A 12,525-nucleotide genomic window follows, 5' to 3' on the forward strand; every position below is an offset into this window, starting at 1 on the left:
GGGGATCCGTCGAATTGGCGCCCGACCTGCGGTTCGCGGCTGAGGGGGCGGTCCCCGACGCCGCCGGCCGGTGGTCCCCGCGCGCCGGCCGGACGGGAGGCGAACGCTTCAAAAAACGCCGCACGTCAGGACGGAGACGTTCCGCTTGCACCCGTTCGGGGTGCGGGGGAGGATCTTCCGTGCTTGTAGTCTCATCTGTCATATGCAGTCGCCGCGAGGCGCTGCATCCCCAGAACCGGAGTGAAGGAGTCACAGGCATGCGGCGACCGAGCTGGGTACCGGAGGGCACGGACCTGGACAAACCGAACGCCGCGCGGGTCTACGACTACTACCTGGGGGGCTCGCACAACTTCGAGGTCGACCGGGAGATGGCGCGCAAGGCGATGGCCCTGTGGCCGGAGCTGCCGCAGATCATGCGCTCCAACCGGGCCTTCCTCCGCCGGGCCGTGACCTTCCTGGCCGAGCGCGGCGTCACCCGCTTCCTGGACATCGGCTCCGGCATCCCGACCTTCGGCGCGGTGCACGAGATAGTCCGCGCGGTCCGCCCCGAGGCCCAGGTCGTCTATGTGGACCGGGACCCGGTCGCCGTCGCGCACAGCCGCCTGCTACTGGAGGACGACCCGGGCAGCGACGTCGTCCAGGCCGACCTGCGCGACGTCGACGACCTGCTGGCCCGCCCCGAGGTGGCCGGGCTGCTGGCGCAGGGCGAGCCGGTGGCCGTCCTGCTGGTCGCCGTCGCGCACTTCGTCACCGACGACGAGGACCCGTGGAAGCTGATCGGCACGATCCGCGACGCGCTCCCGCCCGGCAGCGCGCTCGTCCTCTCGCACGCCTCGCTGGAAGGCCGCCCCGACCAGGCGGAGGACCACCAGAAGCTCTACCAGAGGACGCCGACCCCGCTGACCATGCGCACCCATGAGCAGATCACCGGCATGTTCGCCGGGTTCGAACTGATCGAACCGGGCGTGGTCTACCTGCCGCAGTGGCATCCGGACCAGCCGGAGGCGGTCGGCGAGCACCCGGAGCGGATGACCGGGGTGGCGGGCGTAGGGTTCCGCCCTTGAGCGGACGGATCTGGCGAGGGACCGACGGCCGCGGGCTCCGCGAAGCGGCCGTCGGGCGCACCGTCGCGCCCCCCGCCCGGTCTGACGCCGCCACCGCGCACCCCGCCGCCGTGACCGCGCCCCCCGCGGCGGCGACCGCGCACCCCGCCGCCGTGACCGCGCCCACCCTGGTGGACGAATGAGCACCATCCCGGTGTCCGACAGCGCCGAACGGTTCCACGAGGCCTGGGCGCGCCTGCTCTCCGCCGACCACGGCATGGCCGTCCACCCCGGGCTGCTCCGCCGCCTGGTCGCCCGGACCGCCGCCCTGCTCCACCGCGCCCAGCAGGACGAGCCGTTCGAGCCCCGGCTCGCCGCGCAGGCCGGCGCGGAGCTGGTCGACGCGCACTTCACCGACCCGGTGCTGCTGGCCAGGGCAGTGGAACTGCTGCAGGCCCAGCCGGTCGGCGACGCGCGCGGCCCGGCCCTGACCGGCGCCTTCGCGGCGGGCTGGGCGGCCGCCCTGCGTGAGCGCACACTGCGTGAGCAGGAGGCGATCCGCACCGCCGCCGACACCGCCCGCAAGGAGGCCGAGCGGGCGCTGCGCGCCTCCGAGGCACGCTTCCGCGCGCTGTTCGAGAGCGCGGCCATCGGCATCGGCATAGGTGACACCGACGGCAACATCCTGGCCGTCAACAAGGCGCTCCAGGAGCTGTTCGGCGCGGCCCCGGAGGACATGACCGGCCGCCGGGTCGGCGACCTCGTGCACCCCGAGGACACCCCGGGCGTGTGGGAGGCCTACGAGGAGCTGATCAGCGGCAAGCGGGAGTACTTCCAGTTCGACAAGCCGTACTACCGCCAGGACGGCGAGGTGGTCTGGACCCACCTGACCGTCTCGCTGATCCGCGACGACGACGGCATCCCGCAGTACCAGGTCGCGATGCTGGAGGACATCACCGACCGCTACCGGCTCCAGGAGCGGCTGCGCCACCAGGCCACCCACGACTCGCTGACCGGCCTGCCGAACCGGGCCGCCTTCTTCGAACGGCTGGAGAAGCTGTTCGAGGAGCCGGAGCCGGGCGCCAGGTTCGGCCTCTGCTACGTCGACCTCGACGGCTTCAAGGTGGTCAACGACAGCCTCGGCCACGACACCGGCGACCAGTTGCTGTCCGCCGTGGCCGCCCGCCTGAAGGCCGCGCTCAGCCCGCTCGGCCACCTGGTCGCCCGGCTCGGCGGTGACGAGTTCGTGGTGCTGCTGGAGAACTGCCGGGGTGAGCAGGAGGCGGTCGCGGCGGCGAAGACGGTGCTCAAGGCACTGGCCGGGCCGGTGCTGATCGGTGACCACAAGCTGGCCGTGGGCGCCAGCGTCGGCGTGCTGGAGCGGCGGGTGTCCACCACCACCCCGGGCGCCGCCGTCCGGGCCGCGGACCTGACGCTGTACCGGGCCAAGGAGGCCGGCCGCGGCCGCTGGACGCTGTTCGACCCCAAGGAGAACGCCCGCGCCGTCAGCCGCTACGCGGTGTCGGTCCGGATGCCGGCCGCTCTGGACCAGGGCGAGTTCTTCATCGACTACCAGCCGCTGTACGCGCTCGCGGACGGCCGGCTGGCCGCCGTGGAGGCGCTGGTGCGCTGGCGCCACCCGCAGCTCGGCGTGCTCGGTCCGGACGAGTTCGTGACCACCGCGGAGGAGACCGGGCTGATCATGCCGCTCGGGCGCTGGGTGCTGGAGCAGGCCTGCGGTCAGGCCGCGGACTGGATCAAGCGGTTCGGCGACGCCGCGCCGCAGCTGAACGTCAACCTGGCGGTGCGCCAGGCGCGCAGCGCGGCGCTGGTCACCGACCTCGGCCGGATCCTCGACACGACGGGGTTCGATCCGGCCCGGCTGCAGCTGGAGATCACCGAGTCGACCGTGGTCGGGCCCGAGGACGAGGCGCTGCGCACCCTGCACGGGCTGGTGGACCTCGGCGTCTCGCTGGCGGTGGACGACTTCGGCACCGGCTGGTCCAACCTCGCCTACCTGCGCGACCTGCCGGTCTCCGGGCTGAAGATCGCCGGGTCCTTCGTCGGCGACCTGCACGATCCGGCGAAGGACGAGTCCACCGGGTGGCGGATCGTCAGCGGCCTGGTGTCGATGGCGCACGCGCTCGGGTTGACCGTCACCGCCGAGGGCGTGGAGACCCGCAAGGACGCCGAGCGGCTGCGGACCATCGGCTGCGACTGGGCACAGGGCTGGCACTTCGGCCGCCCGGTGCGCCCGGGCGAGATCGCCCGTCGGATCACGGAGGAGCCCCAGGGGCGCCCGGTCGGAGGCTCAAGCGCCGAGGGCTGAAGCATCGGAGGCTCAAGCGCCGAGGGCTCAAGCGCCGAGGGCTCAAGCATCGAGGGCTGAGGCGTCGAGGGCCCAGCCGTCGAAGGCCCCGACGGCGAGGCCCCGAGCCCGACCACGTCCGCGCCTGACGGCGGTGGCGCAACCACTCGGCCGCGTTCCGGAAAGCGGCCAACACCGCGGCCCACCATGCGGGATGATGGCGCGTCAAAATCACCACCCGGGGCCGGTGCGCGCGTGGCTGCCGCCCCGTGCGCGGGCCCCGGGAAGCGGGGAGGAGAGCGCCGCATGGCCACACCGGAGGACGCGGGCCCGGCCGACGAGGGCCGGGCGGAGCCCTGGTCGGAGAGCGGGGCCGGATCCCGGCCCGAGCCCCGGACCAGGGTGGACCGGCGGCCGTGGGGGCGGCGCCTCGGCGTCGTGCCGGACCGGCCGTCCCGGCTCGGCGCCGTCCCGCGCACCCGGGCGGACCCCGACGCCGCGACCCGGCAGGCACCGGACGGCGGCGGCGCCCGTTTCGATCCGGAGGCGCCGACCAGGGTGCAGCGGGCCAGGCCGGAGCGGGTCGATCCGGAGGCCCCGACCAGGGTCCAGCGACGCGCGGGTGCCGGGCGCTCCGCCACCCCCGCCTGGGCCGACCGGATCGGCCCCGGTCCCAGCCGGGGCGGCGAGGGCGCCGCGGACGGCGTGCCGGGCGGTGCGGGGTCCGCCGAAGGGGTGCCGGACGGCGAGGGGCCGGCCGGCGGACGGTTCGCGGGCGCCTTCCCGGACGCCCTGCGGGGCCGCTTCGCCCCGCAGGGCGTGGCCGGCTCCGGCACCGAGGGCACCGTCTGGCACGTCCGGCGCACCGACGGCGGCGGCGACGCCGCGGTCAAGGTGGCCGCCGCCGGCCAGTCCATGGACGCCGCCCTGCTCGCCTACCTGCGCAACGACGACTACCGCCGCCACGTCCCGCACATCGTCGACTTCGGTCGGGTCGGCCACCACGGCACCGAACTCGACTGGGTGGCCATGGAGTACCTGCCGGTCACCCTCGCCGACCACTTCGCCGACCTGCGGGAGCGCGGCCGGCACACCGACCGGCGGGAGGCCGAGCGGATCGTCGACGAGCTCGTCGCCCTGCTCGACTTCTGGCAGCGGCGGATCGAGCGCAACCCGCTCGACTTCAAGCCGGCCAACATCCTGGTCCGCCCCGGCCGCGCGCCCGGGGAGTTTGTGATCGCCGACTTCGGCGGCGTCGCCCGGCTCACCGCCAGCCGCCGCTTCACGCCCGAGACGATCGTCACCATCCCGTACATGGCCCCCGAGCTCCTGGCGGGTCGCAACCACGAGGCCGGGCCCTGGTGGGCGCTCGGCAACGTCCTGTACGAGCTGTTCGTCGGCCGCCCCCGCTTCCTCGGCGCGGACGGCCTGCTGATCAGCGACGAGGCGTTGCAGCTGGAACTGGTCCTGGGGGACGAGGTCGACCTCTCCGCCGTCGCCGACCAGCGCCAGCTGCTGCTCCTCCAGGGGCTGTTCACCAAGAACCCGGAGGGCCGGTGGACCGCCCCGCAGGTCCGGAGCTGGCTGGCCGGCGGCAGCCCCGCAGTGGTCCGGCGGCAGCCCAGGCCGGACGGCGGCGGCCGCGCCGCGCACCGTCCGATCACCTTCTTCGGCGCCCCCTTCAGCGACCCGGCCAAGCTCGCCGAGGTCCTGCTCCGGCGCTCCGGCGACGCGGCCCGCTGGCTATCCGCAGGGGGCGCGGAGCGGCTGCGCGACTGGCTGCGCGACGACGTCCAGGACAACGTCTTCGACCTGCACCACCTCACCGACGTCGCCCGGGCGCCCGGCTCCCGCCGCGACGCCGTGGCCGCCCTGGCGGTGCTCGCCTTCGGCGCCGCGTTCGCCCCCGCCGCCACCCCGTACTACCTCGACCGCCCGATCGACACCCCCGGGCTGGAACGCATCGCCACCGAGGCGGGCGGCGCGGCGTTCATCGACGCCCTGGTCAAGGTCGGCGCCCCGGCCGTCGCCGCCCGCTACGACTGCTTCCACCCCGAGTGCTCCGGCGAGCACTGCTCCCGGCTGCTCGCCCTGGCCGGGCTCCCGGACGTCCTGGCCGAGGTGGACCGCGCGGCGCGCACCGTCGGCGGCGGCCGGCGGGGCGGTGACGGGCTCAGCCCGCAGGAACGCGAGGAGGCGCACCGGCTGGTGGTGTGGCTGAGCGTGCGCCCCGAGGAACGCGACCGGCTGCTGGGCCGGCTCTCGCCGCTGCCCGCCGCCCTGCACCGGCTGCCGCTGCCCGAGCGGGTGTCGGAGCTCGCCGCCCTGGTCGCGGCGGCGGTGGTGGACGCGGCGCTGGCCGCCGGCTCCGGCGTCCGTACGGCCGTCCGCGCCGCGGCGCGCCGCCCGGCACCGGACCCGATCGCCGCACCGGAGGCGGTCCGGCGCCGCTGGTCGGCGCTGCGGCGGCGGGCGGTGAGCGCCGACCCGGGGGAGAGCGCGGGGCGCGCGGCCCTGGTCGCCGCCGAGACGCTGCGCCCGCGCGGCCGGGGCCGGGCGGAGCGCCCCGAGGGGGAGGAGCGGGAGGGCCGGGTCGACCGGGACCACTGGTGGGGGCGGCTGTGGCAGCGCGCGGGCGGGCGGGCGTCGCTGGACTGGCCGACCCGGCTGCGGGCATGGTGGCCGCACGCCCGCACCGGCCTGCCGCGCCGGGCGGGCGCCGTCCTGCTGCTGTTCCTCGCCCTCGGACTGCTGCTGTGGGCGGGGGCGGTGTTCCGCTACCCCGTCGAGGCCGGGGTCCAGCTCAAGATCTCGCCCGACGGCGCCCTCGGCGGGCCGCTGAAGAAGGCCGGCGAGCACGCGGCGCAGCAGGTGGTCGGCCAACTGGGCGCGGCGCTGGTCGCCGCCGCCGTCCTCGCCTTCTTCCCCGCCCGGGTCGGCCTCGGCACGGCGGCCCTGACCGGCGTCGGGGCCTTCGCCATCGGCTACCTGCGGCTCGGGCCGCCGATGACGGGCCTGCGGATGCCGAAGCCGGTGGCCGAGCGGGTGGTCATGTTCGAGGGTGGGATGGGTAGTTGGGCCGGCATCGCGGCGGTGGTGGCGGTCCTGGTGTCGCTCGCGCTGATCGAGCGCGCGGCGAACCGGCTGCTGAAACCCGCGCACGAGGCCCGGCGGCAGGCCCGGGAGGCCTGGCGGCGACTCGCCGGGCGCGGTGCGACGGTTCGGCAGCAGGGCGGGCAGTGGCGGACGGGCGCGGCGGGTGCCCGGGACCGTGCGCTGTTCGCGCTCGGGAGCACCGGCGTGCTGGTCCTGCTGCTGTGGGCCGCGGTCGAGGTCCGGCTGGCGGCCACCGGGCACCACCCGACGCCGGCCTCCTGGGGGACCGGCCAGAGCGGCGCGGCCTACCAGGCCGGGTTCGCCGTCCTGTTGGCCGTCGTCTTGTGCGCGAGCACCCTGGGAACGCCGACCACCGCCCGGGTGCTGCTCTGCTGCTGGATCCCCGCCACCCTGGTGCTCGGCGCCTGGCCCGGACCGCTCGGCCCGATCGAGGCACTGCGGATCCCGGTGTTCCAGGGGCAGTTCTCGGCCGTCGCGGAGCTCTGGGGGCACGGCGCGTTCTGGGCCGCCCTGCTGGTGGTGCTCCCGGTCGCGGCGTACGGGGTGCTGCGTACGGTCCGCCGGCGGGGATCGGACGGCTGACGGCCGCATTCCACCCGCCTGCGCCGGGCCTTCGGTCAGCTGACGCGCCCCTGCAGAAGATCGTGGGCGAGTGAGAGGGTCGTTCCGCGAACCTTCGCCCGCAGGTAGTGCACGTTGCTCGCGGACAGGTGGACGCCGGTCGGCACCCGCCGCCGCACGGTGATCCCGAGGTCGGACAGCTGCGCCGCCTTGTCGGGGTTGTTGCTCAACAGGTCGATGCCCGTGGCGCCGGCGGTGGCGTCAGCGGTGTCGGCGGTGCCGGTGGTGCCCGTGACGCCGAGCGCGGTGAGCATCTGGGCGGCCGCGGTGTAGTCCCGGTCGTCCTCGGGCAGGCCGAGCGCGGTGTTGGCGTCGTACGTGTCCAACCCGGAGTCCTGCAGGGCGTACGCCTCGAGTTTGTTGTAGAGCCCGATGCCCCGGCCCTCCTGACGCAGGTACAGCAGGTAGCCGCCGGCCTCGGTGATCCGCTCGACCGACTCGCGCAGCTGCGGGCCGCAGTCGCAGCGGTCCGAGCCGAACACGTCGCCGGTCAGGCACTCCGAGTGCAGGCGCACCAGCGGCGTCCCGCCCTCCGGCACCTCGCCGAACGCGAGGGCCAGGTGCTCGGCGCCGTCGGCCAGGCCGTGGAAGGTGAAGGCCTCCGCCTCGGCGCGGTAGCCGTCGGGGAAGGTCAGCGGGATGCGCACGCGCGAGCGCACCGTGGCGGGGCCGGGCTGCGGCATGGGTGGGCCTCCGTCGATGAGTCGATGAGCAGATGAACAGGAGATCGGGTGGATCGGATGTCGACCGTACTCGTTGGTTCCAATTTGAACAACTGCATACCGTCTGTGCCCGATACAGCTACGGAGGCGCACAACACCGCCCGTGCCCCACCTGTTCCCGCCGCTTTCCCAGCGGGGCGCCTACGTTCCGTGACGATCGTCCGGGGCTGGGCGGCGGAGGCTTCGCGTGCGGACGTCGGTTCAGCCGGACTCCGTACGGACGCGAGGGCGCTGGTGGATCGTACGGTCCGCGGGGCGCGGGGGTTTCAGCATGTGGATGCCTCGGGAGCCGGGTTGTGGACACTGCGAGACTTCCCCCGTTTCCTGGGCACGGGAACGCCTCGCGCACGAGCACCGACGACCACGGAAGGTCCTGATCAGATGCCCACCACCTCCCACGCCGCCACCTCCCCGACCTCGCCGACCTCCTTCGACGCCGAGCAGCGCGTGATCGAGGCGCTCTACGCGGACGTGGTCCGCCGCAACCGGGGCGAGGCGGAGTTCCACCAGGCGGTCCACGAGGTCCTGGAGACTCTCGGGCCGGTGCTCGCCCGCCGCCCCGAGTTCGTCGACGCCCGGATCATCGAACGGATCTGCGAGCCCGAGCGGCAGCTCATGTTCCGGGTCCCGTGGACGGACGACTCCGGCGACATCCACGTGAACCGCGGCTTCCGGGTCGAGTTCAGCAGCGTCCTCGGCCCGTACAAGGGCGGGCTGCGCTTCCACCCGTCGGTGAACCTCGGCATCGTCAAGTTCCTCGGCTTCGAGCAGATCTTCAAGAACGCGCTCACCGGGCTGTCGATCGGCGGCGGCAAGGGCGGCTCCGACTTCGACCCCAAGGGCCGCTCGGACGCCGAGATCATGCGGTTCTGCCAGTCCTTCATGACCGAGCTGTACCGCCACCTCGGCGAGCACACCGACGTCCCGGCCGGGGACATCGGCGTCGGCGGCCGGGAGATCGGCTACCTGTTCGGCCAGTACAAGCGGATCACCAACCGCTACGAGACCGGCGTGCTCACCGGCAAGGGCCTCGGCTGGGGCGGCGCGCAGGCCCGGACCGAGGCGACCGGCTACGGCTGCGTGATGTTCACCGCCGAGATGCTGCACAGCTGCGGCGAGAGCCTGGACGGGCGCCGGGTCGCCGTCTCCGGCTCCGGCAACGTCGCCATCTACGCGATCGAGAAGGCGCAGCAGCTCGGCGCGACCGTGCTCACCTGCTCGGACTCCACCGGCTACGTGGTGGACGAGAAGGGCATCGACCTCGCCCTCCTCAAGGAGGTCAAGGAGGTCCGGCGCGGCCGGGTCACCGACTACGCCGAACTGCGCGGCAGCCACGTCCGGTTCGTCGAGGGCCCGGGCGTGTGGGGCGTGCCCTGCGACGTGGCGCTGCCCTGCGCCACCCAGAACGAGCTCACCGAGGCGGACGCGCTCGCCCTGGTGCGGGGCGGGGTGCAGGCGGTCGCCGAGGGCGCCAACATGCCCACCACCCCGGAGGCGGTACGGGTGTTCCAGGAGGCCGGGGTGGCCTTCGGCCCTGGCAAGGCGGCGAACGCGGGCGGCGTCGCCACCAGTGCGCTGGAGATGCAGCAGAACGCCTCGCGCGACTCCTGGACCTTCGCCCGTACCGAGGAGCGGCTGGCCGGGATCATGAAGCACATCCACGACTCCTGCTTCACCACCGCCGAGCGCTACGGGCACCCGGGCGACTACGTGGTGGGCGCGAACATCGCCGGCTTCGAGCTGGTCGCGGACGCGATGCTGGCCCAGGGCGTAATCTGAGCCAGGCTGCTTGCCCCCCATCGTCGTCCGTCACCACCCTGCCGCACCCGACCGGAGCGGGCACCGATTGTCGGGTGCGGCAGGGTGGGTCCTTCCTACGGTGGTGATCAGTAAGGGAAGGACGGGGTCGGCATGCTGGAGCACCTGAACCGGGCGATGGAGCACATCGAACGGGACCTGGACCACGAGGTCGAGGTCGCCGAGCTGGCCCGGATCGCGATGACGTCGGAGTACCACTTCCGGCGGCTGTTCTCGACGCTCGCCGGGATGCCGCTGTCGGAGTACGTCCGGCGTCGGCGGCTGACCGTCGCCGGAGCCGAAGTCCTCGGCGGCGAGCGGACGTTGCTCGACATCGCGAACCGGTACGGCTACACCTCGGGGGAGGCGTTCGCCCGGGCGTTCCGGGCGATGCACGGGGTAGGGCCGGGCGAGGCCCGGCGCGACGGTGCGGTGCTCAAGTCCCAGCCCCGGATGTCCTTCCGACTCGTCGTGGAAGGAAGCAGCAGTATGGAATACCGGATCATCGAACAGCCGGACTTCCGGATCGTCGGCCGGCGGGCGCGGGTCCCGCTGGTGCACGAGGGTGTGAACCCGGCCATCGCCTCGTTCATCCAAGGGCTCGGTCGGGAGACCGTCGACCGGATCTCGGCGCTCTCGGGCCGGGAGCCGGAAGGCATCCTCTCGGTCACCGAGTTCTTCTCGGAGAGCCGCGAGGAGGGCGTCGAACTCGACTACTACCACGCGGTGGTGGCGGACACGGACGTCGTCGTCCCGGAGGGCCTGGACGTCCGCGAGGTACCGGCGGGCACCTGGGCGGTCTTCTCCAGCACCGGGACCTTCCCGAAGGCCCTCCAGGAGATGTGGCGGGACGTCTTCACCCAGTGGTTCCCGTCCAACCCGTACGAGTTCCGGTCGGGGCCGGAGATCCTGCGCACCCGCTTCGTCCCCGGCACCGGTGACGCCGAGGCCCAGCTCTGGATCCCGGTCGAGCGCGCCGCCGCGCGATGAACACCCCTGGGCCGGTGGGACGTTGAGCGTTCCACCGGCCCAGGGCTGGTGAGGGCTCGCACATGGCGAGGCACGTGCCCTTCCGGGCCGGTTCGGTGGCGCGCGCCGGGCCGGTGCGGGAGGGGCGCGGGCCGGGCGGGTGCAGGAAGGTCGCGTGCCGGGTGGGTCAGTCGCCCAGGGCGGTGAGCGCGAAGGGGCGGGTGCCGGCGACGTGGCGGCGTGCCAGGTCGGCGGCGGCCTGGGGGTCGCGGGAGCGGATGGCGGCCAGCAGTTGCTCGTGTTCGCTGCACATCGGGGAGGTGCTCTCCGGGCCGGAGGTGAGGCGGAAGAGACGGCGCAGGCGGCCGTCGAGCGGGGCCATCATGTCCTGGAGCAGTGGGTTGCCGGAGAGTTCGACGATCGCCCGGTGAAAGTCGGCGTTGAGGCTCACCGTCTCGCGCAGCCGCCCCGCCTCGGCCGCCTTCCGGGTCCGGGCCAGGATGCGTTCGAGGGACTTCAGGTCCGCCGGGGTGGCGTGCTGGGCGGCGAGGGCCTCCAGTGACTCCCGGACGGCGAAGAAGTGCTCGGCCTCGGTCGGGCCGAACTCGGCGACCACCGCGCCCCGGCGGGCCTGGACGGTGAGGAAGCCCTCCTGCTCCAGCCGCTGCATCGCTCAGGGCGGGTCCAATCAACCTGACGGTCGGCCGATTCGTCACTCCCGTGGGGGGCGGTGGGGATGGGGTCGCCGACCCGGGCGGCGCTGCGGCGATGTGCGCGCGGTTCGCGAACAGATGACAACTTTCAGATTTCAGCTTTCAGATAACAGATTTCAAAATCTGTCATCTGAAAGCTGTCATCTGTTACTTGTTCGCCGCCCCCGCCGACAGCCCGTTCGGCGCAGCAGCGGCAGGCCGGGGCCCGCGCCGGGCCGCATGCTGGGGCGGGGGAGCGGCTGCCGATGCGAGGAGTGGGATCACCGATGGCCAAGGCGTTCGGCTTCGTCGACTACGGCGGGCCAGAGACACAGGACTTCCTGGACCGTCCGGCGCTGGAGCCCGGCCCGGGACAACTGGCGATCGCGGTCCGCGCGGCCGGGGTGAACCCGGTGGACTGGAAGATCCGCCGCGGCCTGCTCGGCCGGCGGCGCGAACTCCCCGCCGTCATGGGCCAGGAGGCCTCCGGCGTGGTGCAGCAGGTCGGCCCGGGGGTCGCCGACTTCACCCCGGGCGACGAGGTGTTCGGCATCACGGCCGCCGGCGCCTTCGCGGAACAAACGCTGCTCAGCGCCGGGTCGAGCGCGCTCAAGCCCGAGGGCGTCGGCTTCGACCAGGCCGCCACGCTGTCCGTCTCGGTCGCCACCGCGGACGACGCCATCCGGGACCTAGGCCTCGGCGCCGGCCGGACGCTGCTGATCCTCGGCATCGCCGGCGGCGTCGGCAGCGCGGCCGCCCAGATCGCCCGCAGCCGCGGCCTGACCGTCCTCGGCACCGCGAGCGACACCGGCCGTGCGTATGTGGAGTCCCTCGGCGCGGTGCAGATCCGCTACGGGGACGGCGTCGCCGAACGGATCACGGCCGCGGCGCCCGGCGGCGTCGACGGCATCCTCGACCTGGTGGGCGGCGACGCCCTGCGGGCCGCCGTCCACGCGCTCAAGGACCGCGCGGAGCTGGTCAGTACCGCCGACCAGGCCACCGCGGCCGAACTCGGCGGCCGCTACGTCACCCGCTCGACGACGCCCGAGACCCTCGCGGCGCTGGCGGCCCTGGTCGCGGCCGGCGAGTTGGACCCGCACATCACCGCCCGCTACCCGCTGGCCCACGTCGCCGAGGCGCTCGCCCTCGTCGAGTCCGGCCACGCCCGCGGCAAGGTCGTCCTTGAAGTCGCCTGATGCAAAAGACACTTGACGGTCGATCGCAGCGAACCGAGAGCCGTAGAAAACCAAGGGAAG

9 protein-coding genes are annotated in these 12,525 nt (G+C 73.9%); 7 read left to right on the forward strand and 2 right to left on the reverse strand.

The genetic code is table 11. The annotated features are described in order from the left end of the window. Nucleotides 1-257 precede the first annotated feature (257 nt). The 4 genes from ACIOJE_RS10405 (at nucleotide 258) to ACIOJE_RS10420 (ending at nucleotide 7,050) form a co-directional block, all read left to right on the forward strand. Nucleotides 258-1,064 carry an SAM-dependent methyltransferase gene (locus ACIOJE_RS10405; RefSeq protein ID WP_280679550.1) on the forward strand — a complete coding sequence of 269 codons (807 nt, stop codon included), beginning with the start codon at nucleotides 258-260 and terminating at the stop codon, nucleotides 1,062-1,064. Further along, nucleotides 1,061-1,246 carry a hypothetical protein gene (locus ACIOJE_RS10410; RefSeq protein WP_400774942.1) on the forward strand — a complete coding sequence of 62 codons (186 nt, stop codon included), beginning with the start codon at nucleotides 1,061-1,063 and terminating at the stop codon, nucleotides 1,244-1,246. Before ACIOJE_RS10405 ends, ACIOJE_RS10410 begins: the two co-directional genes overlap by 4 nt. Then, nucleotides 1,243-3,372 (forward strand): putative bifunctional diguanylate cyclase/phosphodiesterase, encoded by a 2,130-nt coding sequence (locus tag ACIOJE_RS10415; RefSeq protein ID WP_400774945.1) that lies wholly within the window; start codon nucleotides 1,243-1,245, stop codon nucleotides 3,370-3,372. Before ACIOJE_RS10410 ends, ACIOJE_RS10415 begins: the two co-directional genes overlap by 4 nt. Nucleotides 3,373-3,657: 285 nt before the next feature. Then, the gene (locus ACIOJE_RS10420; RefSeq protein ID WP_400774948.1) at nucleotides 3,658-7,050 is read left to right on the forward strand and encodes a hypothetical protein; all 3,393 of its coding nucleotides are present in this window, start codon (nucleotides 3,658-3,660) and stop codon (nucleotides 7,048-7,050) included. 35 nt (nucleotides 7,051-7,085) lie between these two features. On the opposite strand, the gene ribA is transcribed toward ACIOJE_RS10420, so the two are convergent. Continuing rightward, nucleotides 7,086-7,772, reverse strand: coding sequence for a GTP cyclohydrolase II (ribA, locus tag ACIOJE_RS10425; protein WP_400774951.1), 687 nt, complete (start codon nucleotides 7,770-7,772; stop codon nucleotides 7,086-7,088). A 420-nt stretch (nucleotides 7,773-8,192) separates the two neighbouring features. On the opposite strand from ribA, the gene gdhA reads away from it, so the two are divergent. Both gdhA and ACIOJE_RS10435 read left to right on the forward strand, forming a co-directional pair. Further along, nucleotides 8,193-9,590 (forward strand): NADP-specific glutamate dehydrogenase, encoded by a 1,398-nt coding sequence (gdhA, locus tag ACIOJE_RS10430; RefSeq protein WP_400774954.1) that lies wholly within the window; start codon nucleotides 8,193-8,195, stop codon nucleotides 9,588-9,590. Between the two features lie 132 nt (nucleotides 9,591-9,722). Beyond that, a complete protein-coding gene (locus ACIOJE_RS10435; RefSeq protein ID WP_400774957.1) occupies nucleotides 9,723-10,598 on the forward strand; it encodes a GyrI-like domain-containing protein in 876 nt (291 codons plus the stop codon). A 166-nt stretch (nucleotides 10,599-10,764) separates the two neighbouring features. Here ACIOJE_RS10435 and ACIOJE_RS10440 read toward each other — a convergent pair whose 3' ends face one another. Next, a complete protein-coding gene (locus tag ACIOJE_RS10440; protein ID WP_400774960.1) occupies nucleotides 10,765-11,247 on the reverse strand; it encodes a GntR family transcriptional regulator in 483 nt (160 codons plus the stop codon). Nucleotides 11,248-11,556: 309 nt separating this feature from the next. On the opposite strand from ACIOJE_RS10440, the gene ACIOJE_RS10445 reads away from it, so the two are divergent. Beyond that, nucleotides 11,557-12,465, forward strand: a complete 909-nt coding sequence (locus ACIOJE_RS10445; RefSeq protein ID WP_280679565.1) for an NADP-dependent oxidoreductase — start codon at nucleotides 11,557-11,559, stop codon at nucleotides 12,463-12,465. The last annotated feature ends 60 nt before the right edge of the window (nucleotides 12,466-12,525 follow it).

It is taken from the genome of Kitasatospora sp. NPDC087861, from assembly GCF_044742585.1.
Taxonomy (GTDB): domain Bacteria; phylum Actinomycetota; class Actinomycetes; order Streptomycetales; family Streptomycetaceae; genus Kitasatospora.